This window comes from Nocardioides speluncae (assembly GCF_003121585.1).
Classification (GTDB): domain Bacteria; phylum Actinomycetota; class Actinomycetes; order Propionibacteriales; family Nocardioidaceae; genus Nocardioides; species Nocardioides speluncae.
Map to the genome: position 1 here is coordinate 147,421 of NZ_QEOO01000011.1, position 25,090 is coordinate 172,510.

The following is a 25,090-nucleotide window of genomic DNA, read 5'->3' on the forward strand; positions in this document are numbered from 1 at the left end:
GGACGTCACTTTTCTAGCGCCGCTTCTATCCGTTCGACCTTGGCGGTGAGCTGGCCGGTGTGGCCGGGCCGGATGTCGGCCTTCAGCACCAGCCCGACGCGCGGCGAGACCTCGGCGACGACGTCGACGGCCCGCTTGACCACGGCCATCACCTCGTCCCACTCCCCCTCGATGTTGGTGAACATCGCGTTGGTCTCGTTGGGCAGGCCGGACTCGCGAACGACGCGGACCGCCGCCGCGACCGCCTCGGTCACCGACCCGGTCTCGTCGCCGGCCATGGGGCTGATGCTGAATGCCACGATCATGCGGACCCCTGGGCAGCCGCGGTCCGGGTCCGCAGGCCGATGATCACGCCGCTCGGGTCGGCGAACTCGGCCCACCAGCCCATCTCCGGGTTGATCGGCGTCCGCTCGACCAGCACCTTGCCGCCGGCGGAGGCGACCTTCGCGATCGTGCCCTCGAGGTCGTCGGTGTCGAAGTACATCCGGATCCCGCGGCCCGCGGCCGGCTCGGTGCGCAGGTAGAGCTGGCCGACCGGCTCGGTGCCGTCGAAGACCACGACGAAGTCCGGTCCGGCCATCGGGAAGGTCCAGTCGAACGCCGCCCCGTAGAACTGCTGGGCCACCTCCAGGTCATCCACTTGAATGTCCCACCAGGTCGGCTTGCCACGCATCCGTTGAGTCTCCTGTCGCTTGTCGCCGCGCGATCGCGCGGCTGCGCCCAGGCTAGCGTTCGACCCATGGACCTCGAGGACGTCGGTGCCTTCGCCGCCACCCTGCCGGGCTGCAAGAAGAAGGGCACCGCCGGCCGACCGGCGTGGTACGTCGACGACCGGCTGGTGGTGCGCGCCGAGGACCCGACGACGCTGGTGATCCGGACCGATATCTCGGTGCGCGAGCGGTTGGTGCACGACCACCCCGACACGTTCGGCGTGCCGCCGCGCATGGAACGTCACCGCAAGGTGCAGGCGGTGCTCGACCACGGCAACGACGACGCCATCCGTGACGCCATCCGCGCGGCCTGGGAGATGCAGCGACGTTAGGCGAGCGACTTCGCCAGCAGCACCAGCGCCGACAGCGCGCAGACCACGAGTACGGCGTACCGGAACCTCTCGCGCGAGACTCGCTCGCGCACCCGCGCCCCGGCGTACAGCCCCGCGAAGACGAACGGCGTCAGCAGGATGCCGATGCCGAAAGCGGCCGGAGGCGCCGCGCCGGTCGCCGCCAGGCCGACGAGGCTGACGGCCGCACCGACGGTGAAGAACACCGCCAGCGTCGGCCGTACCTCGCTCGGCTTGCGGTGCTGGAGCAGCAGCGCGATCGGTGGCCCGGCTATCGAGGTCGCGGTGCCGGCCACTCCCCCGGCCAGGCCGGCTCCGACCAGCGTGCCGCGGTTGACCGGGACCGTCACACTGCGCACGGACAGCGCGACCGCCAGCAGCACCATCACCGCCACCGCGATCCCGATCTGCGACGGAGTGAACTGCAGGACCAGCCAGATGCCGCCCGCGGTGCCGGCGACCCGCGCCGGCATCGCCCAGCGGATCACGTGCCAGTCGATGCCGTGACGCTCGGTCAGCAGCGAGCTGCTCGCGGTGGCCAGGCCGAGCCAGAGAGGCAGCACCGGCATCAGCTCCGGCACCAGCGTGGCCGCGATCGGCGCGAACACCAGCCCCACGCCCAGCCCGACCACGCCCTGCACCAGCGCGCCGACGAACACCGCGGCGGCGAGTACGACGATCAGCAACAGGGACGCCACGGTCACGTCCAGTGTGCGGGGCGATCGAGATCCACGGGCAGCGTGGTCCGGTCGTCCCCGCCGACGGCGTTGACCTGGAACTGGCTGAGGAACAGCGCACCAGCGAGCGCCGTACCCCGGACGTCGGCGCCGCGCAGGTCTGCGCCGAGGAGATCGGCACGGTCGAGGTCGGCGTCGCGCAGGTCCGCCCCGATCAGCTGGGATCCACGAAACGACGCGCCGCGGAGGTCCGACCCGACGAATGAGCGACCGGCCAGGTCGGCGCCCGCGTGGTCCGCGCGGCCCGGACCACGCACCAGCGAGCTGACCTCGTCCAGCAGCCGGCCAACCTGCTGCCGGTACCAGTCGGTGTCGGTCGCGAGCAGCGCTCCCGCCTCCGAGTCCGCCTCGGTCTCCAGCTCCTGACGGACGGCGACGACCTGATCCCGAAGCTGGCCAGGCTCGACGAGGGTCTCGGCCCGCCACAGATACCAGCGCATCTCGTGCAGGTCGCGCATCACCAGGAAGGCGTCCAGCATCTCCGGTACGTCGCGCCAGTGGGCTCCGCCGTACGTCACCTGCGTGACCTGCTGGCCGGCGCCGAAGCAGTCGAAGACCGTGCACCCACGGAAGCCCTGGTCGCGCAGGGAAGTGTGGATCGAACAGCGGAAGTCCGCCTCGAGGTTCAGACAGGCCACGCCCGCCGGCTTGTCGATCGCGAACTCCGAGCCCTTGCTGAAGGCCGGTGCGACACAGCACAGGCCGACGCACCGCGAGCAGTCCGCGCGCAGCTCGGCGACGACCTCGCTCACGGGTTCACGCGAGCGCCTGGCGAACCAGCTCCGCGCGGGCGGCGAACTCGTCCTCGGCGATCGGCGGCAGCATGTCTGCCCAGATCGGCAGGTTAGAGCCACGCAGCTGGAGTACGCCGAGGGGCCGTGCGTAGAGGTTGAACGCCAGGTGACCGGCGCCGTTCTCCCATTTGTTGAGGTGCACGTTCCCGACCTCCGGCAGCGCTTTGACGGCGGCGTACGACGCCCCCAGCGCTCGACCGAGATCGGCATGGTCCTCCGGCGGCAGTTCGTCGAGGCCGACATGCTCGCTGGTCGCCACGGTCGCGTTGAAGGCGAGGCTGGTGCGCGCGGCGCGCACCAGCACGAACCTGCCCCACGTCCCTAGTACCTGCTCGTTGACGGCTCGGCAGACCTTGCACTCCTCCGGAGGGCGGCGTCGGTCCGGCTCGGGTACGGCGTACTCGGTCAGCGGCCGCGTTCGCAGCGACTCGGCCTCGAACGGGAAGACCTCCCAGTCGGCCATCGCGCCCAGCGGCAGCCGACCGTCGGGGTCGGCTGCCGCTCGGGCATGCTCCAGGAAGTCCTGGGACATCAGCCGTTTCGCAGGTTGCGGAGCACGTACTGCATGATCCCGCCGTTGCGGTAGTAGTTGGCCTCACCCGGGGTGTCGATCCGGACGACGGCGTCGAACTCCACGCTCTGCCCATCAGCCTTGGCCGCCTTGACCTTGACGGTCTTCGGCGTGGTGCCGTCGTTGAGCGCGGTGATGCCGGTGATCGAGAACGTCTCCTCGCCGGTGATCCCCAGCGACTCCGCGGTCTGGCCGGCCGGGAACTGCAGCGGGATCACGCCCATGCCGATCAGGTTGGAGCGGTGGATCCGCTCGTAGGACTCGGCGATCACGGCCTTCACGCCGAGCAGCGAGGTGCCCTTGGCCGCCCAGTCGCGCGACGAGCCGGAGCCGTACTCCTTGCCGGCGAGTACGACGAGCGGCGTGCCTGCGGCGAGGTACTTCTCCGACGCCTCGAACACGGTGGTGACGTCGCCCGACCCGGTGAAGTCCCGGGTGAAGCCGCCCTCGGTGCCGGGTGCGAGCTGGTTGCGCAGCCGGATGTTCGCGAACGTCCCGCGGATCATCACCTCGTGGTTGCCGCGGCGCGAGCCGTAGGAGTTGAAGTCGCGCTGCTCGACCCCGTGCTCGGCGAGGTACTTGCCCGCGGGCGAGTCCTTCTTGATCGCGCCGGCCGGGCTGATGTGGTCGGTGGTGACCGAGTCGCCGAGCTTGAGCAGCACCCGCGCGCCCTCGATGTCGGTGACCGGGGTCGGCTCGTCCGGCATGCCGTCGAAGTACGGCGCCCGCCGTACGTAGGTCGAGGCCTCGTCCCAGGCGAAGGTGTTGCCCTCGGGGGTCGGCAGCGACCGCCAGCGGTCGTCGCCCGCGAAGACGTCCTGGTACGACGACCCGAACATCTCGCTGTTGACGGCAGCCGCGATGGTCTCCTCGACCTCGGCCGGCGACGGCCAGATGTCCTTGAGGAACACGTCGTTGCCTCCCGCGTCCTGGCCGAGCGGGTCAGAGAACAAGTCGACGTCCATGGAGCCGGCCAGCGCGTAGGCGACCACCAGCGGCGGCGACGCGAGGTAGTTCATCTTCACGTCGGGGTTGATCCGGCCCTCGAAGTTCCGGTTGCCGGACAGCACCGAGGTCACCGACAGGTCCTTCTCCTGGACCGCGGCCGACACCTCGGGGATCAGCGGGCCGGAGTTGCCGATGCAGGTGGTGCAGCCGTAGCCCACGAGGTTGAAGCCGAGCTTGTCGAGGTACGGCGTGAGGCCGGCCTTCTCGTAGTAGTCCGAGACCACCTTCGAGCCGGGCGCCAGCGTGGTCTTCACCCACGGCTTGCGCTGCAGGCCCTTCTCGACCGCGTTCTTCGCCAGCAGCGCCGCACCGATCATCACCGACGGGTTCGAGGTGTTGGTGCACGAGGTGATCGCCGCGATCGTGACCGCGCCGTGGTCGAGGGTGAACTTGGTGCCGTCGGCGAGGGTGACGTCGACCGGGTCGCTGGGCCGGCCGCCGTCGGTGGGCGCTGCGGAGAGGTGGTCGGTGGGTGCCGCGGCGCCGTTCGTGCCGTGGTACGCCGGGGAGTCGGACGCCGGGAACGACTCGGCCGCGGCCTCGTCGTACCCCTTCTCGTCCTCATCGACATAGTCGGCCAGCGCGCCGCGGAATGCCTGCTTGGCGTCTGTCACCTGGATCCGGTCCTGCGGCCGCTTCGGCCCGGCGATCGAGGGCACGACGGTCGCGAGGTCGAGCTCGAGCTTCTCGGAGTACCGCGGCTCGGCGGACGGGTCGTGCCAGAGGCCCTGCTCCTTGGCATAGGACTCGACCAGCGCGAGCTGCTCCTCGGAGCGGCCGGTGAGGCGCAGGTACTTGACGGTCTCCTCGTCGATCGGGAAGACCGCGATCGTCGACCCGAACTCGGGCGACATGTTGCCGATGGTCGCGCGGTTGGCCAGTGGCAGCGCGGAGACGCCCGGTCCGTAGAACTCAACGAACTTCCCGACCACGCCGTGCTTACGCAGCATCTCGGTGATCGTCAGCACCAGGTCGGTGGCCGTCGAGCCCTCGGGCAGGTCGCCATTCAGCTTGAAGCCGACCACGCGCGGGATCAGCATCGACACCGGCTGGCCCAGCATGGCCGCCTCGGCCTCGATGCCACCGACGCCCCAGCCGACCACGCCGATGCCGTTGACCATCGTGGTGTGGGAGTCGGTGCCGACGCAGGTGTCCGGGTAGGCCTGCAGCTCGCCGTCGACGTCGCGGGTGAAGATCGTGCGGGCGAGGTGCTCGATGTTCACCTGGTGCACGATGCCGGTGCCGGGCGGGACCACCTTGAAGTCATCGAAGGCGCCCTGGCCCCAGCGCAGGAACTGGTAGCGCTCGCGGTTGCGCTCGTACTCGATCTCGACATTGCGCTCGAACGCCTCCGGCGTCCCGAAGACGTCGGCGATCACGGAGTGGTCGATGACCATCTCGGCGGGCGCGAGCGGGTTGATCTTCGACGGGTCGCCGCCGAGCTCGGCCATCGCCTCGCGCATCGTGGCCAGGTCGACCACGCACGGCACGCCGGTGAAGTCCTGCATGATCACCCGCGCCGGGGTGAACTGGATCTCCTTGTCGGGCTCGGCGGTCTCGTCCCAGCCGGCGAGCGCCTTGATGTCGTCGGCAGTGATGTTGGCGCCGTCCTCGGTACGCAGCAGATTCTCCAGGAGCACCTTCAGGGAGAACGGCAACGAGTCGACTGCGTTGTCGGGCAACCCCTCGCCGGTCACGGCACTCAGCCGGAAGATCTCGTACGACGCGCCGTCGACGTCGAGTGCGCCCTTGGCGCCGAAGCTGTCCTGACTGGCCATCAGCCATCTCCTCATGGGTCTGTTGGATACCTGCACATCTTGCCGAGGAGCGACGCGGCAAGGGTAGTAAGGCAGACCTAACCTGCGCGCTCCCGAAGTCTCTCGATATCAAGATACACGATGTCGAAGCAGTCTCGGGACCGGGCATCGAGGATTGGGCCCGCAACAGGGCCCTCGGGCCCTGCCCGGCGCAGCGCCTCGGCGGGACGCTATGGACCATGAGACGCCGCGGCGACCAGCGAGGACAGAGCACCGGCGAGTACGTCGGCATCGCCGCCTTCGTCGCGCTCCTGGTCGTGGCCGCGATCGCCTTCGTCCGGCCCTCCGCGGCCGAGCCCGCCCGCGACGTCGCCGGCACGGCGTTCTGCAAGATCGGCTCGCTCGTCGGTGGCGGCGGCTGCGACTCGAACGGCTCCGAGACCGGCCGTCCCGGCGGCCCGGGCACCACCGACCGGGACGGCGACGGCCAGCCCGACCCGGCCACCCCGCGCGACCGGGCCGAGGCCGGCGACTACGTCGCGCTCGGCGACTCCTACTCCTCCGGCGAGGGCGCCGACGACTACCTGGAGGGCACCGACCAGGACGGCAACCGCTGTCACCGCAGCCAGAACGCCTACTCCCAGGTCGTCTACAACGGCGGAAACTTCGGCGGCAACATGGTGTTCGGCGCCTGCAGCGGCGCGGTGGTCGAGAACTACTTCGGCAACAACCCTGGGAACAACGAGGGTCCGCAGCGGGACCGGATCACCGAGAACACCTCGCTGGTCACCATCTCCATGGGCGGCAACGACTTCGGCTTCGCCGACGTACTCACTGAGTGCGTGACGGGCGGCTGCGCGAACGCCGAGTACGAGCGCCAGGTCAGAGAGCGGATGGACCGCGAGGCCCAGCAGCTGGTGCAGATGTACCTCGACATGCGCGAGCGAGCGCCGAACGCACGCCTGCTGATCGTCGGCTACCCGCAGCTCTTCCCCGACGACGGTGGCCACGGGATCAGCTGGAGCTCCAGCATCACGGCCGCCGAGCGCCGCTGGCTGAACGGCATGGGCGACTACGCCAACCAGGCGATCCAGAACGCGATCGCCGCGGCCAACGCCCAGGGCGCCGACGTCGAGTACGTCGACGTCAGCAACGCGCTGGACGGCCACGAGATCGGCACCGACGAGCCGTGGATGAACGACCTCGACCTCGATACGCAGTGGGGATGGCCGCCGGTGACGGTCAACCCCGCGAGCTTCCACCCCAACGCCCAAGGCCAGCAGGCGATCGCCGACGCCGTGAACGCCGCGATCAATCGGGGCCGGTGAGGGCAAGATGGGCTCTGTGAAGATGGTTCTTGTGATCGCCCTGGCAGCGCTCCTCCTGCCGCTCGCCGCCTGCGGCAGCGAGTCCACACCCGAGCGCTCCGGCCAGGAGCCCGACGACCGGCAGACCGCGAAGTCCGGAGGCGAGGCGGCCTCCTGGATCCTCGGCAAGGACGAGCTGCCAGAGGGCTGGCGGTACGCCACCGGCCAGCAGCACCTCGGCATCCCCGAGCTGTGCGACGTCGTCCTCGAGCCACCGCACCTGTCCAGCGCCGAGACCCAGCGGTTCACCCAGGACGCGGCGGGGCCGTTCGTGATCCAGTACTCCTTCGTCTCCTCCGACGAGGCGGCCACCGCGAAGCGGATGGCCGAGTGGGTCGAGGCGGTCAGCACCTGCACGACCTGGCAGGCCGACGGCGCTGACATCGAGGTCACCCCGATCACCGACATCGACGCGGTCGGCGAGGACTTCGCGGCCGCCCGTGGCGCCGCCGCCGCACCCGCGGGCAGCGGCAAGCCGCCGATGGAGCGCGAGTACGTCGCGTTCCGCAACGGCAGCCAGGTCACCGTGCTGCTGGCCTACGGCCTCGGCTCCCTGCCCGCGCGGACCGACGTGAACGCGATGGCCCAGGCCATCGCCGCACGCGCCTGACCCGACCAGCAAGGCCCCAGTTTGGGCCCGGGCTAGGGCCTGGGGGCTCTGTGACACCCGGTCCCGGCACCCCACCCTGGAGCCCATGAGCCGTCGTCGACTCGCCCTCGACCAGCGTGGACAGGGCACCGCTGAGTACGTCGGCATCGTCGCGTTCGTCGCGCTGCTCGTGGTGGCGCTGCTGGCGGTCACGGTCCAGCTGAGCGGCGAGGCCAAGGACGTCGCCAGCACGGCGTACTGCAAGATCTCTTCGACCGTCGGCGGCGGCGGATCCTGCGGCGGCGACTCCGGCGAGCCCGGCGACGACGGCAAGCCGGACGACCCGGACGACCCCACCGACGAGCCGAGCCCGGAGCCCGAGCAGCCGGACTTGCCCGAGGGCCTGGACCCCGACAACGAGGTCACCCAGGCACTGCTGTCCACCCCGGACGGCCGGGCGCTGCTCCAGTGGCTGCACGACAACGACATCGAGGTCGTGCTCGACCCGGACGAGACGGCGTACTGGTACTCCGACGGCACCCTGACCATCGGCATGGACGACGGCAACGGTGGCCAGCGCACGCCCGGCGAGGGCGCGGTCCGGATCTTCCACGAGGCCAACCACGCCCAGTACGACGTCGAGGACCGCAACGCCGACGTCGACGAGCTCGACCGGGAGACCTTCATCCGCGAGTCGGTCTACGAGGACGCGGTCGCCACCGCCGAGCAGATCCGGGCCGCGCGCCAGCTGCGGGATGCCGGCTACGAGGTGCCCCGCCAGCCGGGCGAGGGCGCCTACGAGGACGCGTACGACGACGCGATCGCCGCCGGCAAGAGCGAGGCCGAGGCGTTCCAGGCCGCGACGGACGCGGTCAACGAGGAGTACTACAACGGCGGCATCGTCCAGTCGACCGACGGCCAGAGCTACCCCGACAAGTGGGGCGAGGTCTGGGACGACGCGCACTGAGCAGAACCGTGCCCGGAATCTTGGGCCCAGCGGTAGGCCCGTGGGCTCTGCTCGACCCGTCCGCGACCCACCATCGTTGCTCCATGCGCTGCGTCGCCACCACCACCCGACGCCGGAATCAGGCCGGCCAGTCCACCGCCGAGTACGTCGGCATCGTGGCCTTCGTCGCCCTGCTCGCGGTCGCCGTACTCTCCTTCGTCGGCGTCATCGCCCCACAGGCAGGCGACACCGTCAAGGGGGCGCTCTGCAAGATCGGCGAGACCGTGGGCGCCGGCGGCGACTGCGGCGGCAGCGATGGGAGCGACCGGCCCGGAGGACCCGACCAGACCGACCCTGAGGATGTCGACATCCCGGACGGCCTGGACCCCGACTCCGACCTGGTCGAGGTGCTGCTGTCCACCCAGCGCGGACGCGACGCGCTGCAGTGGCTGGCCGACAACGACATCGAGGTCGTCGTCGACCCGAGCCAGACCGGTGCCTACTGGAACGGCTCGGAGATCGTCCTCGGCGGCGGCCAGGACAACGCGGCGGTCTTCATCCACGAGACGAACCACGCCCGCTACACCGTCGACGGCCGCAGTGCCGAGGCGACCGAGCTCAGCCGCGAGGACTACGTCCGGGACGCGATCCTCGAGGAGACCGACGGCGTGGTCCAGCAGATCATCGCTGCCCGCGAGTTCCGCGACGCCGGGCACACCGTGCCCCAGCAGCCGGGCGAGGCGGCGTACACCCAGGCCTATGACGCCGCCATCGCCAACGGCTCGACGCCGGCGGAGGCCGAGCAGGCCGGGTTCAACGCGGTGAACCAGGAGTTCTACAACGGCGGTTTCGTCACTTCGACCAACGGGCAGTCGTACCCCGACTACTACGGTGCCTACTGGGACTCGGTTAACTAGGTAGGGACATGAGAATCCGACGCACGCTCATCGCCATCGCCCTGGCCGCGGCCGTCTCGGCCGGCGCGGCCGCCTGCGGCGGCGCCTCCGACTCGGACGACTCCGGGGGCGGTTCGGGGAACAACTCGGAGGGCAGCGGTACGCCGCAGGAGGACGACATGCGCAGCCGACTGGCCGCCGGCCTCGAGGCCACCAGCCCCGCCAACGCGAAGCTGGTCAGCAAGGAGACCACCAAGCTGACCCCGGTCAACGCGACCTGGCTCGCCGGCTGGCAGATCATCGACGTCGAGTCGACCGGCACCCCGCACTCCCAGCGCTTCTACGCCGGGCTGGCCGAGGACGGCACGGTCCACCTGCTGTCGGGCAAGCCGGACGGCTTCAACCAGATGCTCGCCGCCGCCGGTGCGACGGCGGACTCCGGTGAGGTGGCCACCGCGATCGCGCAGACCTACCTGGACAGCACCCGCGACTTCGCGGTGTGGAGCTACCGGATCGAGAGCCTCGGCGAGGTCCAGTGGCGGCCCACCATGACCGCCGAGCAGACCCAGGCCAAGCAGGACGTCGAGACCGCCTGGTCGTCGAAGGTGACCGCGCCGGCCGCGATCGCCGCCGGTGACGGCTGGCAGCTCACGCTGTGGGAGGTCAAGGGCCAGGACCTGGTCCGGCACGACCTGGTGATCGGTGCCGACGGGCAGGTCCAGGACTCCGCCCTCGCCGTCGCCCAGCAGCTCCCGGTCCCGGCCTCGCTGTAGCACCCGCCGGGTGGTCGAGCAGCGAGCGCTAGCGAGCGTCGTCGAGACCACGCGGATCGAGACCACGCGGATGTGGTCTCGACGACGGTTGCTGCGCAACCTGCTCGACCACCCGGGCGACCTGGGCAAACTAGCAGCTGACCTGGGGATCATCGGCCGAGGCGATTCGGGCTCTGGCGGTCACAACCGAAAACGGGAAACACCCTGCAGTGCTAGTAGCGATCAGTGAGCGCTTGAGCAAGCTCCTCCGCAGAGGAAACGAACTCCGTCATCGGCCATCCCGGCTGCTCAGGCTTGCCGCTCCACGTCAGATGAACGACGGCGACGTCGTTCGCCGCGTGGACGATGACGTCGTCTTGCGGGAGCGCACGAGCAACCACACGCCACCTCCGGCCAGCGAGCGGATGCCCGTCGGAGATCTCCATGTTCAGTTCGCGTTCGAGTCGAACAGCCTCCTCATAGTCCGAGCGAACGTCGACGAAGTCCTCACCGAACTCGACTTCATCGATCCAGAGGCACGGCGGCAGTTCGTCCAGCGTGAGGAGCAGCTCAGCGGCCCTCGACGCTCCCGGGTCGCCTTCTGGTACCTCACGCAAGAGCGGCGCCAGGGTGTGCACGAGCGGCAACCATGGCGTCAGGTCGTGCACTGCACCGGCGGCGGTCCGATAATCCGTGACGCCATGCGCGAACATGTAACACTGGGTGAGCGTGCTGATGACGGCAGCGCGTGGCCATCCGTCCGTGAGTCGGACGAGGCGCACCAGGAACCGTCCGCCAGTAACGATCGCCTCATTCGGAGTGCCGCTGTGGTTGTGCGCAAGGGCATGAAGGAGCGCATCTTCGGCGCGGAGGGCACTCTCACTATCGTTCGCTTGGACCACGGCTTCGAATGCCGGGATGACTCGATCCGGGTCGTAGTCCCACAGGTAGTTGACAGCCGGCGAACTGAACCGCGACCAGTCGGTGGCGCGAACCGCCGCTAGGACCTCGACCTCTGACGTCACACGACGATCATCCCGTACACATCACTCACGCCACTCGATTCGTCGCGCCGTCGCTGAGGCTCGCGACAAGCAGCCGCTACGTTCCGGTCAGCGGCCAGGCCAAGCAGGACGTCGAGACCGCCTGGTCGTCGAAGGTGACCGCGCCGGCCGCGATCGCCGCCGGTGACGGCTGGCAGCTCACGCTGTGGGAGGTCAAGGGCCAGGACCTGGTCCGGCACGACCTGGTGATCGGTGCCGACGGGCAGGTCCAGGACTCCGCCCTCGCCGTCGCCCAGCAGCTCCCGGTCCCGGCCTCGCTGTAGCACCCGCCGGGTGGTCGAGCAGCGAGCGCTAGCGAGCGTCGTCGAGACCACGCGGATCGAGACCACGCGGATGTGGTCTCGACGACGGTTGCTGCGCAACCTGCTCGACCACCGGTGTGACTACTGCTCCAGCAGCGCGACGCACTCCACGTGGTGCGTCATCGGGAACAGGTCGAAGGCGCGCAGCCGCTCCAGCCGGTAGCCGTGCTCGGCGAAGATCGCTATGTCGCGGGCCAGTGCCGACGGGTCGCAGGCGACGTAGGCGACCGCGCGTGGAGCGGACGAGACGACCTGCTCGACGACCTTCCGCTTCGCGCCCTCCCGTGGCGGGTCGAGTACGACGAGGTCCGCCGGCGGGCTGTCGAGACGCTCCAGCACCTTGGCGACCGGCCCCGCCTCGACCCGCGCCTTCGGCAGGCCGGCGAGGTTGCCGACCGCGTGCTCACAGGCGACCCGGTCACCCTCGACCGCAAGCACCTCGCCGCCCGCACCAACGGCCTCGCCGAGGAAGCGTGCGAACAGCCCGACGCCGGCGTACAGGTCCATCACCGACTCCCCCGGCCGGGGCTGCAGGAAGTCGAGTACGGTCTCGACGAGCACCGTGGGCGCTCCGGGGTGGACCTGCCAGAATCCGTCAGCTGCGCGGCTGAACTCGTGTGAGCCGACGACCTCGATGGACGTGCCTTGGTTTCGAGACGGTCGCTGCGCGACCTCCTCAACCGGCGGAACGGCGGCGATCAGGCAGTCGTCGATCGGGACCACGTCGCGGGAGCGGTGCTTGCGCATGCCGCGGCGGCCGTCGCGGGTTTCGGCGTACTCGACGCGGGTCCGCCAGCGCAGGCCGTCCTGGTCGCCGGGGACCGCCTCGACCACGACCGGCAGGTCCAGACCGGCCAGCCGCCGCAGCTGCTCGCGGACCACCGTCGCCTTGAGCTCACGCTGGGCGGGCATTGCGACGTGCTGGAAGTCGCAGCCGCCACAGGCTCCGGGACCGGAGAACAGGCACGGCGCGGTGACCCGATCCGGAGAAGCCGTGGTGACCTCGACCGCGTCGCCGCGCCAGAACCGGTCGCCCTCGGTGCCCTCGGTGATCTCCAGGACGACGGTCTCACCGGGCAGTGCGTGCCGGACGAAGACCACCCGCGCCTCCGGTTCGGGCAGCCGGACCACGCAGTGGCCGCCGTGCGCGATCGGACCGACCTCGGCGGTGAACCGCTCCCCCACCCGGGACCGCCCACGCGCCTGCCGAGGCCGGGGGTTGCGGGTCACTTGGGAACCCGCCGGCCCTTGTCGGAGACGTCGCTGCGGATCTGCCCGCGACGTACGTCCCCGGCGCGCAGCCGGGTCCGGTCCCACTCCGCCCGCTCGCGGGCCACCTGCGAGGAGCGCAGCTGGTAGGGCACCGAGGTGACCATCACGCCCGGCGTGAACAGCAGCCGGCCCTTGAGCCGCAGCGCGGTCTGGTTGTGCAGCAGCTGCTCCCACCAGCGGCCGACGACGTACTCCGGGATGTAGACGGCGACCACGCCGCGCGGGTTCGCCTTCCGGATCTCCGCGGTGTAGTCGACGATCGGCTTGATCAGCTCGCGGTACGGCGAGTGCAGGACCTTGAGCGGCACGTCGAAGTTCCGCTCCTCCCACTCCTCCAGCAGCCGGTCGGTCGACGCGGGATCGGTGCCGACGTACACCGCCTCAAGCACATTGGGCCGGCTCGCCTTGGCGTAGGCGAGGGCGCGCAGCGTGGGCTTGTGCAGCTTGGAGACCAGGACGATCGCATGCACCCGGGTGGGCAGCGCCTTGTCGCCCTCGTCGGCGGCGAGCTCGAGCTCGACGTGTGCGTAGTGGCGGCTGATGCCCTTCATCAGCAGGAAGAAGGCACCCATGGCCAGGATCGCGATCCAGGCCCCGGCGAGGAACTTGGTGATCAGCACGATCACCAGCACTACCGCGGTCATGCCGAGCCCGAAGGTGTTGATCGCTCGCGACCGCATCATCCGGCGCCGCTCCGCCGGGTCCGTCTCGGTCTTGAGGTGGCGGGTCCAGTGCCGGATCATGCCGAGCTGGCTGAGGTTGAACGAGACGAAGACGCCGACGATGTAGAGCTGGATCAGCTTGGTCACCTCGGCGTCGAAGGCCAGGATCAGCGCGATCGCCATCACCGCCAGGAAGATGATGCCGTTGCTGTACGCCAGCCGGTCGCCACGCTGGGCGAGTGCCCGCGGGGCGAGGCCGTCCTGGGCGAGGATCGAGCCCAGCACCGGGAAGCCGTTGAAGGCCGTGTTGGCCGCCAGCACCAGGATCACCCCGGTCACCGTGATCACGAAGTAGAACCCCGGCGAGAAGTGGTCGAACACGCCCGCGGCAATCTGCGAGATCACCGGGTGCTGCTCGTAGCCCGCATCGGCCCCACTCAGCCGTTCGAGTTCGTGCGGATCGACGTACCGGATGCTCATCTGCTTGGCCAGCACGATCACGCTCATCATCATCGAGATCGCGATCAGCCCAAGTAGGAGAAGCGTGGTCGCCGCGTTCGCGCTCTTCGGCTTCCGGAACGCCGGCACGCCGTTGGAGATCGCCTCGATACCGGTGAGCGCCGCACAGCCGGAGGAGAACGCGCGGGCCAGCAGGAACACCAGCGCCACCTGGGTCAGCGGTCCCTCCCAGCCCGGTGCCGGTTCGATCTCCAGGTGGGCGCTCTCGGCGTCGGGCAGGTCGCCGACCAGCAGCCGGATCAGGCCGTAGCCGCACATGCCGAGGATCGCCAGCATGAACAGGTAGGTGGGTACGGCGAAGACCGTGCCGGACTCGCGGACGCCGCGCAGGTTCATCGCGGTCAGCAGGACGACCGCGACGCTCGCCACCAGCGGCTCGTGGCCGATCAGCACCGGGATCGCGCCGGCGGCGTACTGCGCTGCCGACGAGATCGAGACCGCGACCGTCAGCACGTAGTCCACCAGTAGCGCGCTCGCGACCGTGACGCCCGCGTTGCGCCCGAGGTTGACCGTCGCGACCTCGTAGTCGCCGCCGCCGGACGGGTAGGCGTGCACGTTCTGGCGGTACGACGCGACCACGGTCAGCATCACGACACCGACCGCGATACCGATCGGCCAGGACCAGACGTAGGCCGACGCGCCGGCGATGGCCAGCATGATGAAGATCTCGTCCGGCGCGTAGGCGACAGACGACAGCGCGTCGCTCGCAAAGACCGGGAGCGCGATCCGCTTGGGAAGCAGCGTCTCGCCCAGCTGCGAGCTCCGGAGCTTGCGGCCGAGCAGGATCCGCTTCGATACGTCTCCGAGTCCCACGACGGGAAAGGCTAGACCACGGTGACCAGTGCCAGGGCATCCGCTGGGATAGCGTGAGCCCGTGCACGTCGTGATCATGGGCTGTGGCCGGGTCGGCTCGACCCTCGCCCGCAGCCTCGAGGACCGCAACCACACCGTCTCTGTGATCGACAGCAACCCCGACGCCTTCCGGCGACTCGGGCCGTCGTTCAACGGCGAGAAGGTCACCGGCTACGGCTTCGACCACGCCGTACTCACCAAGGCCGGAGTGGAGCGTGCCGATGCGTTCGCAGCCGTGTCCAGCGGTGACAACTCCAACATCATCGCCGCGCGTGTCGCGCGGGAGACGTTCGGCATCCAGCAGGTCGTGGCCCGGATCTACGACCCCGGCCGGGCCGAGGTCTACCAGCGGCTCGGCATCACCACCGTCGCCACCGTCAAGTGGACCGCCGACCAGGTGTTGCGACGGCTGCTGCCGGCAGGTGCCGAGCCGGACTTCCGGGACCCGTCCGGCACGATCCGGCTCGACCAGACCCCGGTCACCGAGCGCTGGATCGGGCAGCGCGCCAGCACCCTCGAGCGGCAGACGCACAGCCGGATCGCCTGGATCGACCGGCTCGGCGAGGGGATGCTGCCGACCGAGGAGACCGTGATCCAGGAGGGCGACCTGCTCCACCTCGTGATGCGCGAGGAGAGCGCCGCGGGCGCCTACACCGCCCTCGACAACGGACCCGAGGAGGACTGATGCGAGTCGCCATCGCCGGCGCCGGCGCCGTCGGTCGCTCGATCGCCGCCGAGCTCATCGACAACGGTCACGAGGTGCTGCTGATCGACAAGGACCCGGGCGCGATCAAGCCGGAGCGGGTGCCGAACGTCGAGTGGCTGCTCGCCGACTCCTGCGAGATGTCCTCGCTGGAGGAGGCGCAGCTGGAGAACTGCGACGTGGTCATCGCCGCCACCGGCGACGACAAGGTCAACCTGGTCACCTCACTGCTGGCCAAGACCGAGTTCGGCGTACCGCGCACTGTCGCCCGGGTGAACCACCCCAACAACGAATGGCTGTTCACCGAGGCCTGGGGCGTGGACGTCAACGTGTCCACGCCGCGGATCATGTCCGCGCTGGTCGAGGAGGCGGTCAGCGTCGGTGACCTGGTGCGGCTGTTCACCTTCCGCAAGGGCAACGCCAACCTCACCGAGATGACGCTCCCCGACGACTCGCCGTACGTCGGAAAGCCGGTCGGCCTGATCCCGTTCCCGGACAACAGCGCCCTGGTCACGATCCTGCGCGACGGTCAGGTCTACACGCCGGACCCCCAGCAGCCCGTCGAGGCCGGCGACGAGCTCCTCTTCGTCGTCTCCGCCGATGTCGAGGACCAGCTAGAGGACCTCCTCGCCCCGCGACCCCCCAAGCCCTGACCCGGCCCGTCTTCACACGCCAGGACGTCGCCAGCGGAGCTCCGAGTCGAGGCCCGTCTTCACACGAGGCGTGTCAACACGGGCCGGGTCAGCGCTCAGGCTCGTCAACACCGGCCGGGTCGGCGTTTTGTTCTTCGATCGGGGTGTGGTTGCGGGCCAGCAGCCAGACCATCAGGGCGATGGCGGCGAGCTGGAGGGGCCAGCCCATGATGATCTTCGCGACGCCGAGGATGGCGACGGCGGTGTCGGCGTCGAGGGAGTCGGCCTTGGCGGCCAGCCAGATCGGGGCCTGGACGGCGACCCGGATGACGCACGGCGCGACCAGCACCCAGGTGAGCAGGGTGCAGAGCTTCACGACCTGCCGGTCCTTGTGCCAGGCGGTGGGGTCGCCGGTGACACTGCCGACCATAAAGCCCATCAGCGGCCAGCCGATCAGGCAGGTGAAGGCCAGCACGACCGAGTAGCCGGTGTTGTAGAGGATCCCGGGCAGGAAGTAAGCCAGCGCCTGGTCGTCGGCGTCGCCGCCGGAGCGCGCAGACATGGTCACGAAGAACCAGCCGATGCCGATCCCGAACAGCGCGTTCAGCACGAACTGCGGCGTCGACCGCTGGACCACTCGCACCACCAGGAGCAGCACCGCGGCGGCCACACTGACGCTCAGGGCGAGCCGCATCTCCTTGGTGCTGAGCCAGATCACCGTGAACAGGATCGTCGGTACGGCGGCCTCGACCATGCCGCGCCGGCCACCGAGCGCGGTGGAGAGCTGACGGCGTACCACCGCCTCGACGGAGTCGACGGATGCCTTGGGGGCGGTCACGGTGTCTGTGCCATCGGGGCTGCCGGGGCCGTCGGGTTCAGGACCTGAGCTCATAGCGAGGGTTGTACATCACGCGGGTGCCATCGTGCACACCGATCCGCCCCTCGGCCTCCAGCGAGCGTCCGGCAGCGATGCCGGTGATCCGGCGCCGCCCGAGCCAGACCAGCGTGATCACACCGGATCCGTCGGACAGCTCGGCCTCCAGCGCTGGTACGCCGCCGCGCGGGCGCAGCGTGACCGTGCGCAGGGTGCCGCTCAGCCGCACCCGCTGCCGGTCAGGCGCATCACCGATCGCCGTGGTGCCGGCGCCGGAGTGCGCCTTGCGCAGGTCGCGGTCGTGCTGGTCGGAGGTGCTCGCCCAGCTGCTCAGCGCCCTGCGCAGTCGACCCCTCGCCTCGGCCATCGGATCAGGGGACGCGATGGGCGCCGTCGGGCAGGTGCAGGGGTAGCTCCGCACCCACCGGCATCGCCTCGGTGCCGCGGCGGACCACGACCTGGGCGAGGGCGTCCTCCCACTCCGGTACGGCGTCCGGCTCGACCGCCGGCCGACCCAGGAAGGTGGCCCGGAGCAGCCAGCGCGGGCCGTTGACGCCGACCACGCGGGACGGCTGGGTGGCGGCCTGGCCGTCGGGGGTCTGGACCGGCATCACGCACATGATCTCGGTGCCGAAGCGACCCTCGCGCTCGGTGGCGGTGCCACCGCGCTGAGCCATGTCGGCTGCGATCTGCGGCCGCACCTCGCCCCAGAGGTCGCCGTTGCGGGGTGCCGCGAACGCCTTCACCTCGACCGCGCCGTCCTGGCCCGCGATCAGCACCGACTGCACCTGCTGGGTGTTCTCATCAATCTGGATCCGGACGTCGCAGCCGTCGACCGGCGGAATCAGCAGCCCGCCGAGGTCGGCGCGCTCGAGCTCGTCGTCGACGTCGTCGATGTCATACGGACCTGACGCGTTCACAGCTTCCTCGGCCACGGCCACGGCTTCGGTCTCGACCGACGCCTCTGGTCCCTCGACCGACGCCTCTGGTCCCTCGACCTCGGCCGAGTCGTCTACCTCAGCGTCGGTCTTACGACGGAATCTCACGGGTTGCTCCTCGTCTCGGTGCCCGAGCGGCCAGTGTCGCTCGGGACGGGGCCGAAGCCCCCAGTAGAACCGTATCCGCCCGCTCCACGCGCCGAGTCCGGCAAGGCCTCGACCTCAACGAACGCCGCTCGCTCGAACCGCTGGATGACCAGCTGCGCGATCCGGTCGCCGCGGCGCAGCTCGATCGGCTCAGCCGGGTCGAGGTTGACCAGGCAGACCTTCACCTCACCGCGGTAGCCGGCGTCGATGGTGCCGGGCGCGTTCACGATCGACAGCCCGTGCCGCGCGGCCAGGCCGGAGCGCGGGTGGACCAGGCCGACGTACCCGTCGGGCAGCGCGAGCGCGATCCCGGTTGGGACCACCGCCCGCTCCCCCGGCTTCAGGGTCACGTCGATCGTGGTCACCAGGTCGGCGCCGGCGTCGCCGGGATGTGCGTACGACGGCGACGGCAGGTCGGCGTCGAGCCGAACCAGTGGTACCTGGACGGGCACCTCGACCGAGCCCCCGACTGAGCCTTCGAGGGGCTCGGGTGCGTTCTGGGTGGACACGTGGGCTGACCTTACCCGGCGTGGTCCAAGCACCCACCTCGGCGGCCGCACTCGGCCAGGTGACAGGCTTGCGCCGTGTCGTACGCCGAACGCCTGACCGTCCCGCTCCGCTGGTGGGCCCAGGCCACGATGCTGCTTGCCAGCCTCTGGCTCGCCTTCGTGGTCGCCCTGCCGGCGGCTGCCGCATGGACGATCGCCGCCATCGCCGCCGCGCTGGTCGCCGGCTGCCTGCTTTGGTACGGCGGCGCCCGGATCACGATCACCGACGGCGAGCTCCGTGCCGGCCGGGCCCACATCCCGACCCGGCTGGTAGGCGGCGCCGACCCGCTCGACGCGGAGGCGACCCGCCGGATCGCGGGTGTCGAGGCCGACGCCCGCGCCTACCTGCTGCTGCGCCCCTACCTCAAGCGCGCGGTGAAGGTCGAGATCGCCGACCCGGCCGACCCGACGCCGTACTGGCTGCTCAGCACCCGGCACCCGGACCGGCTCGCCAACGCGCTGGCCACGACCGCCCCCGAGGCCGGCGCTGCTGGGTAGGGTGGTCGGCTCTCCGTTGTAGCGAGCGGTGCGAGGCGCGTGCGCTGGCAAGGCGGACGAGGGAGGCGGGCCGGTGGCCCGTCGACCGAGGACAACGCAGCCAGCGTGCGTGGATCGCGCCGCGCAGCCAACGGAGTGCCGACCGCCCTGCCCTGGGTAGGGTGTGCTGCGGAAACGCTCTCGAGGAGGCAAGCACATGGCATCGGGCTCGAAGGTCTGGTCCGCGTTCTCACTGGTGTCCGCGCTCGCGGGCGCGACGGTGGCCAAGAAGGCGCTGAACACCGGTTGGAAGGCGGCAACGGGCAAGAAGCCCCCGAGCAACCCTGCCGACCCCGACGTGAAGCTCTGGGAGGCCGTCACCTGGGCCGCCGCGAGCGGCACCTTCGTCGCCATCGCCAGGATGCTGGCGACCCGACGGGCGGCGAGCTACTACCTGCGCTCCACCGGCCACCTGCCTCCCGAGCTGCGCAAGGACAGCGAGGTTGCTGCCGAGCAAGCCGCCGCCACTGCGGCCGAGGAGAAGGCCGAGCTGGAGAAGGCCGCGGCCAAGGCGGAGAAGAAGTCCAAGAAGAAGCGCTGAGACCCAAATCCCTAAGAGCCGCAACCCTCACGGGTTGCGGCTCTTTCGTTGCCTGCCGAAGGTCGCGCGGTTACGCGCAGTCCCGACAGATCAGCTTGTCGGCATCAGCAAGCTGCGACCGGTGGTGCACCAGGAAGCAGCTCATGCAGGTGAACTCGTCGTCCTGGCGGGGCTTGACCTCGACGGCCAGCTCCTCGTGGGACAGGTCGGCGCCGGGAAGCTCGAAAGCCTCGGCCGCCTCGGCCTCGTCCTCGTCAACCTTGCCCGAGTTCTTGTCGTGGCGACGGGCCTTGAGTTCCTCAATGCTCTCTTCGCTCTGGTCTTCTTCGTTTTTGCGCGGTGCGTCGTAGTCCGTCGCCATCGTCATCCACCCCTATCGAGCAGGCCCGGGTTGTCCATAAATCCGTTGTATCGCGGCGCGATTGTGCACCATTGCCGGGCGATGTGCACGTTCACGTCTCGCCGTGTCGCGGGAACGTCGGGCAGGGACCGGGTATTCCCGCTATCCGAGCGAGTTTTCGAGCAGAAATCCGCTGTCCCGGACTGCGGACAGAAACTCGTCGAAACCGTGTGACGGAGCACACACCACGGCCGGCCTGCCGCATTGACCGGCGAGGACCTCCACTCGGGCTCCCGCCTCCTCCGCAATCAGTGCGCCGGCGGCGTAGTCCCACTCGTGCACGCCCTCCTCGACGTACCCGTCGGCCGCGCCCTCGGCGACGTGACACAGATCAAGCGCACACGACCCGAGCCGCCGCAGGTCCCGGACCCGCGGCAGCAGCCGGGCCGCCGCGACCGCCTGTGCGGTGCGCACCTCGGCGTCGTAGTTGAAGCCGGTGAAGATCAGCCGGCGAGCCAGCGGCGCCGGCGCCCGTACGCCGATCGGCCGGCCGTCACGGGTGGCGCCACCGCCGCGGGTGGCGGCGTACTCGACGCCCGTGGCGGCGTTGCGGACAACGCCGGCCACCACCTGGCCGTCCAGCTCGGCGGCGATGGAGACGGCGTACTGAGGGAGGCCATAGAGGAAGTTCACAGTGCCGTCGATCGGGTCGACGATCCAGCGCACACCGGTGCTGCCGCTCGCGGCGCCGCCCTCCTCGCCCACGAAGCCGTCGTCGGGCCGCGCGGCGCGGATCAGCCGCTGGATCAGCTCCTCGCTGGCCCGGTCGGCCTCCGTGACGATGTCGACGTCGCTGCTCTTGGTGGCGGCCACGCTCACACCGGCAGCACGCCGGGCCTGGACCAGCGCCGCGGCCTCGGACGCGACCTGGCGGGCGAGCTGGAGCAGCTCGCCAGCGTTGGTATCGGTCATCAGGTCCCGGACCCGGTGGAGGGGTCGGAGAGCGCGCGGCGGCGCTCGACCAGGCCGCCGTAGTCGGTGAGCGGCAGCAGCGTCCGGAACAGGCGCAGGGCGGCCGCGACGTCGGACTTCGGGACGATCGGCTCGACGTTCGCGAGCACCTCTTCCCTGGCCACCTCGATCTTGCGAGCGAGTGCATGGCCGGAGGGGCTCAGCGACAGTACCACACGGCGCCGGTCCTCGGCCGCCGGCCGCCGCTCGACATGGCCGAGGGCCACCAGCCGGTCGACGAGGCGGCTCGGGTGGCCGGCCTCGGCCACGAGCAGGTCTCCGAGCTCCTTGAGGGACACCGCGCCCGCCTGGCCGATCACCACCAGCGCGTCCGCTTGCAGGCCGGTGACACCGAGCGGGGCGAGCGCCTCGTTGACGACGCGCTCGAGGGCTCGGTGCCCCGCCTTGACCGAGAGAGCGAGCTCGAACAGCGGATCCACGTACCGAGCCTAGCGAGAAACAAAGGATGACATCCCACCCAATACCTGGGCTCGAAACAGCCCGGCCAGGAGTGCCCTTTAGGGCAGCGCCGGCTTCTCGCCCTGGGGGTTGGGACAGCAGCTGGGCCGGCACCGGTCCCAGCACGCCGGCAGCGCGCCTTCCACCGCGCGGACGACGTCCTCGCCGCGCTCCACCGCAGCCCGCTCGAGGACCAGGTCGCGGACCAGGGCCACGAACCTCGGGTCGATGCCGGCGGTGGCCGCCCGGACGAACGGCAGCTTGAGCCGCTCCGCGGTCGCCTGGGCCTCGGTGTCCAGGTCGTAGACCACCTCCATGTGGTCGGAGACGAAACCGATCGGGATCACCACGACGCCGCTGGCATTGCGCTCGGCGATCGCCTCGAGATGGTCGTTGACGTCGGGCTCCAGCCACGGGGTGCGCGGCGAGCCGGAGCGGGAGCAGAAGACCAGCTCGTGCGGGTGTCGCCGGCCGGTCTCCTGCCGCACCCGCTCGACGATCTCGTCGATGACGCTGCGGTGCTGGGCGACGTACTCGCCGCCCTTGGGCCCGCTGGTGTCGCTCATCGTGACCGGGAGCGAGTGGGTGACGAACGCCAGGTGCGCGGCGTCGCGAGCGGCGTCCGGCAGGTCGGCGAGCGCGGTCAGCGTGGCGTCGACCATCGGCTCGACGAAGCCCGGGTGGTTGAAGTACGAGCGGAGCCGGTCCAGCACCGGAGCGTCCGGGACCGCGGCGGTCGCGGCGGCGAGGTCCTCGCGGTACTGCCGGCAGCTGGAGTACGACGAGTACGCCGAGGTCACGAAGCAGGCGGCCCGGCGGATGCCGTCGTCGCGCATCTGCCGCACCGTGTCGGCCAGCATCGGGTCCCAGTTCCGGTTGCCCCAGTAGACCGGCAGGTCCAGCCCCGCGCCCTTGAAGTCCTCGCGCAGCTCGCCCAGGAACTCGCGGTTCTGATCGTTGATCGGCGACCGGCCGCCGAACTGGAAGTAGTGCTCGCCGACCTGCTCCAGCCGCGCCTTCGGGATCCCGCGACCTCGGGTGACGTTCTCCAGGAACGGGACCACGTCCTCGGCCTTCTCCGGCCCTCCGAACGAGACGAGCAAGACGGCGTCGTACGGCGCGGGGTCCGAGGTCATGGGTCAATCGTAGGGAACCCTGACGGCCGAGAAACTCGATTGGGCGGTACTCCCTCGGCACCTAGGCTGAAGGCGATGCTCACGCCGTACCGCCGGGTCCTCTCGGAGCCGGGAACCCTCCTCTTCAGCCTCACCGGCTTCCTCGCCCGGCTGCCGATCTCGATGATCGGCCTGGGCATCGTGCTGCTGGTCGAGGATGCAACGGGCTCCTACGGACTAGCCGGCGCGGTCTCGGCGACCTTCATCATCGCCAACGCCCTCCTCTCGATCGTGCACGGGCGACTCGTCGACGCACTCGGCCAGGCGCGCGTGCTCCCGATCGTCGAGTCGGTGTTCGGCGTCGCGCTCGCGCTGATGACGTGGTCGGTCCAGGCGGACTGGCCGCTTGCGGTCACCTACTGCCTGGCCGCGGTCGCCGGCGCCGCGATACCGCAGATCGGCTCCTGCGTCCGTGCCAGGTGGAGCCACGCGCTGTCCGATCCGCACGACGTACACACCGCCTACGCGCTGGAGTCGGTGATCGACGAGGCGATCTTCATCACTGGGCCGATCCTGGTGACCGCACTCGCCACCCTCTGGCACCCGGTCGCCGGCCTCGCGGCCGCGATCATCTGCGGGGTGTCCGGGACCTACGCGCTCGCCGCCCAGCGGCGCACCGAGCCGCCCGCCCACGCCTTCGGCGCCCACGCTGGCGAGCGGCCGAGGATGCCGTGGAACCTGGTCGTGACGCTCACGGTCGTCTGCGTGGCGCTCGGGATGATCTTCGGAGCGGCCGAGGTCGCGACCGTCGGGTTCGCCGAGGAGGAGGGCGCGAAGGCCTACACCGGCGTTCTGCTCGCGATCTGGGCGCTCGGCAGCCTGATCGCCGGGGTCGTCACCGGCGCCCTGCGCTGGCGGATCGGCGCGGACGTGCGGACCCGACGCGGCATCCTCGCGCTGTCGCTGGCGATGGTGCCGCCGGTGTTCATCGAGTCGATGTGGCTGATGGGTCCCGTGCTGTTCCTCGGCGGCCTCGCGATCGCGCCGACCCTGATCGCCGCCCTGTCGCTGATGGAGCAGCACGTCCCGTCCGCGCGGCTGACCGAGAGCATGGCGGTGCTGCACACCGGGATGGCCGGCGGCGTCGCGCCCGGCGCAGCGTTGGCCGGCTACGTCATCGACCACCAGGGCGCCTCCGCCGCGTACGTCGTACCCGTCGTCGCCGGCCTCCTCGGCTCCGCCGCCGCACTGCTGCTGCGAGTCCCGGACGTCGATAGTCCAGAACGTTCGACATCATTTTCCAGCGCGAAGTGATGTAGACCGTTCTGGACTATCCGGAACCTGGGCCAACTCAGACGCTGGCGGAGCCGCCGGGCATGGGGGCGCGCCAGCCCTGCCACATCGCGAGCAGCCGCCAGACCAGGCAGACCGAGGCGCCGAGGGCGGCGACCAGCCAGACCGGCTGACCGAGGTCGTAGCCCACCACGGCGACCGCTGACCCGGCCAGCGCCGGCGTCGCATAGAGCTCGCCGCGGAAGATCATCGGCACTCGGCCGGCGAGTACGTCGCGCACCATGCCGCCGCCGATCCCGGTCACCATCCCCATCAGCGCGGCCGGCAGCGGGCTGAGGCCGTAGTCCATCGCCTTCAGCGCCCCGGCCACGCAGAACAGCGACAGCCCGAACGCGTCGAAGACGTTCACCAGCCGCTCCAGCCGGCCCAGCGTCGGGTGGAAGACGAACGTGACCAGACCGGCCCCCACCGGCACCAGCAGGTAGCGCCAGTCCGCCAGCGCGGCCGGCGGCGTCGCGTCGATGAGGACGTCGCGCAGGAACCCGCCGCCGAGCCCCGTCGTACCGGCCAGCACCAGCACGCCGAACAGGTCGAGCTGCTTGCGGACCGCCACCAGTGCACCGGAGATCGCGAAGACGAAGATCCCCGCGAGGTCCAATACCACGAGCAGGGAGGACATGGCGGGGAGGTTACCGCCACGGCGCGCCGTCGCTGGTCCGGCACGCGCACCGTGGACTGACGTAGGCTCAACGCACCGGAGACGGGGCCGAGTACACCCGAGGCCAACGAAATACGGGCAGGAGC

General features: G+C 70.2%; 30 protein-coding genes. 12 read left to right on the forward strand and 18 right to left on the reverse strand.

All coding sequences use genetic code 11. The annotated features are described in order from the left end of the window. Positions 1–5: 5 nt before the first annotated feature. Together DDV73_RS05595 and DDV73_RS27735 are read right to left on the reverse strand one after the other, a co-directional pair. Positions 6–305, reverse strand: a complete 300-nt coding sequence (locus DDV73_RS05595) for an MTH1187 family thiamine-binding protein (protein WP_109506240.1) — start codon at positions 303–305, stop codon at positions 6–8. Next, positions 302–673, reverse strand: a complete 372-nt coding sequence (locus DDV73_RS27735; RefSeq protein WP_154402619.1) for a VOC family protein — start codon at positions 671–673, stop codon at positions 302–304. The genes DDV73_RS05595 and DDV73_RS27735 overlap by 4 nt, the downstream gene beginning before the upstream one ends. Positions 674–739: 66 nt before the next feature. Here DDV73_RS27735 and DDV73_RS05605 point away from each other — a divergent pair, with 66 nt between their 5' ends. Further along, positions 740–1,042: a hypothetical protein gene (locus DDV73_RS05605; RefSeq protein WP_109506241.1), complete on the forward strand. Its 303-nt coding sequence runs from the start codon at positions 740–742 to the stop codon at positions 1,040–1,042. Here the strand turns inward: DDV73_RS05605 and DDV73_RS28180 are convergent. The 4 genes from DDV73_RS28180 to DDV73_RS05620 are packed head-to-tail and all read right to left on the reverse strand — an operon-like array spanning position 1,039 to position 5,948. Further along, positions 1,039–1,764 (reverse strand): TSUP family transporter, encoded by a 726-nt coding sequence (locus tag DDV73_RS28180; RefSeq protein WP_161962291.1) that lies wholly within the window; start codon positions 1,762–1,764, stop codon positions 1,039–1,041. The two genes, DDV73_RS05605 and DDV73_RS28180, sit on opposite strands and share 4 nt — an antisense overlap. Beyond that, positions 1,761–2,549 (reverse strand): pentapeptide repeat-containing protein, encoded by a 789-nt coding sequence (locus DDV73_RS05615; RefSeq protein WP_240617138.1) that lies wholly within the window; start codon positions 2,547–2,549, stop codon positions 1,761–1,763. Before DDV73_RS05615 ends, DDV73_RS28180 begins: the two co-directional genes overlap by 4 nt. A gap of 4 nt (positions 2,550–2,553) precedes the next feature. Beyond that, a complete protein-coding gene (locus tag DDV73_RS29050; protein WP_240617139.1) occupies positions 2,554–3,123 on the reverse strand; it encodes a hypothetical protein in 570 nt (189 codons plus the stop codon). Beyond that, positions 3,123–5,948, reverse strand: a complete 2,826-nt coding sequence (locus DDV73_RS05620) for an aconitate hydratase (protein ID WP_109506243.1) — start codon at positions 5,946–5,948, stop codon at positions 3,123–3,125. Before DDV73_RS05620 ends, DDV73_RS29050 begins: the two co-directional genes overlap by 1 nt. Positions 5,949–6,166: 218 nt before the next feature. On the opposite strand from DDV73_RS05620, the gene DDV73_RS05625 reads away from it, so the two are divergent. The 5 genes from DDV73_RS05625 (at position 6,167) to DDV73_RS05645 (ending at position 10,498) form a co-directional block, all read left to right on the forward strand. Then, positions 6,167–7,255, forward strand: a complete 1,089-nt coding sequence (locus tag DDV73_RS05625; RefSeq protein WP_109506244.1) for an SGNH/GDSL hydrolase family protein — start codon at positions 6,167–6,169, stop codon at positions 7,253–7,255. Positions 7,256–7,271: 16 nt separating this feature from the next. Beyond that, complete coding sequence (locus DDV73_RS05630) at positions 7,272–7,904, forward strand: hypothetical protein (protein WP_109506245.1); 633 nt, start codon at positions 7,272–7,274, stop codon at positions 7,902–7,904. Between the two features lie 85 nt (positions 7,905–7,989). Further along, positions 7,990–8,850 (forward strand): hypothetical protein, encoded by an 861-nt coding sequence (locus DDV73_RS05635; RefSeq protein WP_109506246.1) that lies wholly within the window; start codon positions 7,990–7,992, stop codon positions 8,848–8,850. An 83-nt stretch (positions 8,851–8,933) separates the two neighbouring features. Next, the gene (locus DDV73_RS05640) at positions 8,934–9,746 is read left to right on the forward strand and encodes a DUF4244 domain-containing protein (RefSeq protein ID WP_109506247.1); all 813 of its coding nucleotides are present in this window, start codon (positions 8,934–8,936) and stop codon (positions 9,744–9,746) included. A gap of 8 nt (positions 9,747–9,754) precedes the next feature. Further along, positions 9,755–10,498 (forward strand): hypothetical protein, encoded by a 744-nt coding sequence (locus DDV73_RS05645; protein ID WP_109506248.1) that lies wholly within the window; start codon positions 9,755–9,757, stop codon positions 10,496–10,498. A gap of 212 nt (positions 10,499–10,710) precedes the next feature. Here the strand turns inward: DDV73_RS05645 and DDV73_RS28625 are convergent, their stop codons facing one another. Beyond that, on the reverse strand, positions 10,711–11,502 hold the full coding sequence (locus DDV73_RS28625; RefSeq protein ID WP_206050726.1) for a hypothetical protein: 792 nt from the start codon (positions 11,500–11,502) through the stop codon (positions 10,711–10,713). Positions 11,503–11,636: 134 nt separating this feature from the next. Between DDV73_RS28625 and DDV73_RS27740 the strand changes: the two genes are divergently transcribed. Next, positions 11,637–11,804 (forward strand): hypothetical protein, encoded by a 168-nt coding sequence (locus DDV73_RS27740; protein ID WP_154402620.1) that lies wholly within the window; start codon positions 11,637–11,639, stop codon positions 11,802–11,804. A 120-nt stretch (positions 11,805–11,924) separates the two neighbouring features. Here the strand turns inward: DDV73_RS27740 and DDV73_RS05655 are convergent, their stop codons facing one another. Further along, positions 11,925–13,073, reverse strand: coding sequence for a class I SAM-dependent RNA methyltransferase (locus tag DDV73_RS05655; protein ID WP_109506249.1), 1,149 nt, complete (start codon positions 13,071–13,073; stop codon positions 11,925–11,927). Continuing rightward, positions 13,070–15,109, reverse strand: coding sequence for an APC family permease (locus DDV73_RS05660; protein ID WP_240617140.1), 2,040 nt, complete (start codon positions 15,107–15,109; stop codon positions 13,070–13,072). Before DDV73_RS05660 ends, DDV73_RS05655 begins: the two co-directional genes overlap by 4 nt. A 61-nt stretch (positions 15,110–15,170) precedes the next feature. Here DDV73_RS05660 and DDV73_RS05665 point away from each other — a divergent pair, with 61 nt between their 5' ends. Further along, on the forward strand, positions 15,171–15,833 hold the full coding sequence (locus DDV73_RS05665; protein ID WP_109506251.1) for a potassium channel family protein: 663 nt from the start codon (positions 15,171–15,173) through the stop codon (positions 15,831–15,833). Continuing rightward, positions 15,833–16,504, forward strand: a complete 672-nt coding sequence (locus tag DDV73_RS05670; protein WP_109506252.1) for a potassium channel family protein — start codon at positions 15,833–15,835, stop codon at positions 16,502–16,504. The genes DDV73_RS05665 and DDV73_RS05670 overlap by 1 nt, the downstream gene beginning before the upstream one ends. A gap of 88 nt (positions 16,505–16,592) precedes the next feature. Here DDV73_RS05670 and DDV73_RS05675 read toward each other — a convergent pair whose 3' ends face one another. From DDV73_RS05675 to dut, 4 genes are read right to left on the reverse strand one after another with little or no spacing between them, the layout of a single operon-like run. Next, positions 16,593–17,375 (reverse strand): DUF3159 domain-containing protein, encoded by a 783-nt coding sequence (locus DDV73_RS05675; protein ID WP_109506253.1) that lies wholly within the window; start codon positions 17,373–17,375, stop codon positions 16,593–16,595. Next, complete coding sequence (locus tag DDV73_RS05680; protein WP_109506254.1) at positions 17,359–17,724, reverse strand: OB-fold nucleic acid binding domain-containing protein; 366 nt, start codon at positions 17,722–17,724, stop codon at positions 17,359–17,361. The genes DDV73_RS05675 and DDV73_RS05680 overlap by 17 nt, the downstream gene beginning before the upstream one ends. Positions 17,725–17,728: 4 nt before the next feature. Next, entirely contained in the window at positions 17,729–18,403 is a 675-nt protein-coding gene (locus DDV73_RS05685) for a DUF3710 domain-containing protein (RefSeq protein WP_109506255.1), read from the reverse strand. Further along, a complete protein-coding gene (dut, locus tag DDV73_RS05690) occupies positions 18,400–18,894 on the reverse strand; it encodes a dUTP diphosphatase (RefSeq protein ID WP_109506407.1) in 495 nt (164 codons plus the stop codon). Before dut ends, DDV73_RS05685 begins: the two co-directional genes overlap by 4 nt. 132 nt (positions 18,895–19,026) lie before the next feature. Between dut and DDV73_RS05695 the strand changes: the two genes are divergently transcribed. Both DDV73_RS05695 and DDV73_RS05700 read left to right on the forward strand, forming a co-directional pair. Continuing rightward, complete coding sequence (locus DDV73_RS05695; RefSeq protein ID WP_109506256.1) at positions 19,027–19,488, forward strand: DUF3093 domain-containing protein; 462 nt, start codon at positions 19,027–19,029, stop codon at positions 19,486–19,488. A gap of 196 nt (positions 19,489–19,684) precedes the next feature. Further along, positions 19,685–20,068: a DUF4235 domain-containing protein gene (locus DDV73_RS05700; protein WP_109506257.1), complete on the forward strand. Its 384-nt coding sequence runs from the start codon at positions 19,685–19,687 to the stop codon at positions 20,066–20,068. 70 nt (positions 20,069–20,138) lie between these two features. Here DDV73_RS05700 and DDV73_RS05705 read toward each other — a convergent pair whose 3' ends face one another. The 4 genes from DDV73_RS05705 to DDV73_RS05720 form a co-directional block, all read right to left on the reverse strand. Continuing rightward, positions 20,139–20,429: a DUF4193 domain-containing protein gene (locus DDV73_RS05705; protein WP_109506408.1), complete on the reverse strand. Its 291-nt coding sequence runs from the start codon at positions 20,427–20,429 to the stop codon at positions 20,139–20,141. 141 nt (positions 20,430–20,570) lie between these two features. Then, positions 20,571–21,380, reverse strand: coding sequence for an inositol monophosphatase family protein (locus tag DDV73_RS05710; RefSeq protein WP_109506258.1), 810 nt, complete (start codon positions 21,378–21,380; stop codon positions 20,571–20,573). Further along, entirely contained in the window at positions 21,380–21,859 is a 480-nt protein-coding gene (locus DDV73_RS05715; protein ID WP_109506259.1) for a MarR family winged helix-turn-helix transcriptional regulator, read from the reverse strand. Before DDV73_RS05715 ends, DDV73_RS05710 begins: the two co-directional genes overlap by 1 nt. Before the next feature lie 78 nt (positions 21,860–21,937). Next, complete coding sequence (locus DDV73_RS05720) at positions 21,938–23,014, reverse strand: ferrochelatase (RefSeq protein ID WP_109506260.1); 1,077 nt, start codon at positions 23,012–23,014, stop codon at positions 21,938–21,940. A 75-nt stretch (positions 23,015–23,089) separates the two neighbouring features. On the opposite strand from DDV73_RS05720, the gene DDV73_RS05725 reads away from it, so the two are divergent. After that, positions 23,090–24,307: an MFS transporter gene (locus DDV73_RS05725; protein WP_109506261.1), complete on the forward strand. Its 1,218-nt coding sequence runs from the start codon at positions 23,090–23,092 to the stop codon at positions 24,305–24,307. 37 nt (positions 24,308–24,344) lie between these two features. Here the strand turns inward: DDV73_RS05725 and DDV73_RS05730 are convergent, their stop codons facing one another. Next, positions 24,345–24,965, reverse strand: coding sequence for a trimeric intracellular cation channel family protein (locus tag DDV73_RS05730; protein ID WP_109506262.1), 621 nt, complete (start codon positions 24,963–24,965; stop codon positions 24,345–24,347). Between the last annotated feature and the right edge of the window lie 125 nt (positions 24,966–25,090).

Bases quoted from the DNA above. Each gene is read 5' to 3' on its own strand.
- DDV73_RS05595 (WP_109506240.1), bottom strand. From the start codon at position 305: ATGATCGTGGCATTCAGCATCAGCCCCATGGCCGGCGACGAGACCGGG.
- DDV73_RS27735 (WP_154402619.1), bottom strand. From the start codon at position 673: ATGCGTGGCAAGCCGACCTGGTGGGACATTCAAGTGGATGACCTGGAG.
- DDV73_RS05605 (WP_109506241.1), top strand. From the start codon at position 740: ATGGACCTCGAGGACGTCGGTGCCTTCGCCGCCACCCTGCCGGGCTGC.
- DDV73_RS29050 (WP_240617139.1), bottom strand. From the start codon at position 3,123: ATGTCCCAGGACTTCCTGGAGCATGCCCGAGCGGCAGCCGACCCCGAC.
- DDV73_RS05620 (WP_109506243.1), bottom strand. From the start codon at position 5,948: ATGGCCAGTCAGGACAGCTTCGGCGCCAAGGGCGCACTCGACGTCGAC.
- DDV73_RS05625 (WP_109506244.1), top strand. From the start codon at position 6,167: ATGAGACGCCGCGGCGACCAGCGAGGACAGAGCACCGGCGAGTACGTC.
- DDV73_RS05635 (WP_109506246.1), top strand. From the start codon at position 7,990: ATGAGCCGTCGTCGACTCGCCCTCGACCAGCGTGGACAGGGCACCGCT.
- DDV73_RS05640 (WP_109506247.1), top strand. From the start codon at position 8,934: ATGCGCTGCGTCGCCACCACCACCCGACGCCGGAATCAGGCCGGCCAG.
- DDV73_RS05645 (WP_109506248.1), top strand. From the start codon at position 9,755: ATGAGAATCCGACGCACGCTCATCGCCATCGCCCTGGCCGCGGCCGTC.
- DDV73_RS05670 (WP_109506252.1), top strand. From the start codon at position 15,833: ATGCGAGTCGCCATCGCCGGCGCCGGCGCCGTCGGTCGCTCGATCGCC.
- DDV73_RS05675 (WP_109506253.1), bottom strand. From the start codon at position 17,375: ATGAGCTCAGGTCCTGAACCCGACGGCCCCGGCAGCCCCGATGGCACA.
- DDV73_RS05680 (WP_109506254.1), bottom strand. From the start codon at position 17,724: ATGGCCGAGGCGAGGGGTCGACTGCGCAGGGCGCTGAGCAGCTGGGCG.
- DDV73_RS05700 (WP_109506257.1), top strand. From the start codon at position 19,685: ATGGCATCGGGCTCGAAGGTCTGGTCCGCGTTCTCACTGGTGTCCGCG.
- DDV73_RS05705 (WP_109506408.1), bottom strand. From the start codon at position 20,429: ATGGCGACGGACTACGACGCACCGCGCAAAAACGAAGAAGACCAGAGC.
- DDV73_RS05710 (WP_109506258.1), bottom strand. From the start codon at position 21,380: ATGACCGATACCAACGCTGGCGAGCTGCTCCAGCTCGCCCGCCAGGTC.
- DDV73_RS05720 (WP_109506260.1), bottom strand. From the start codon at position 23,014: ATGACCTCGGACCCCGCGCCGTACGACGCCGTCTTGCTCGTCTCGTTC.
- DDV73_RS05725 (WP_109506261.1), top strand. From the start codon at position 23,090: ATGCTCACGCCGTACCGCCGGGTCCTCTCGGAGCCGGGAACCCTCCTC.
- DDV73_RS05730 (WP_109506262.1), bottom strand. From the start codon at position 24,965: ATGTCCTCCCTGCTCGTGGTATTGGACCTCGCGGGGATCTTCGTCTTC.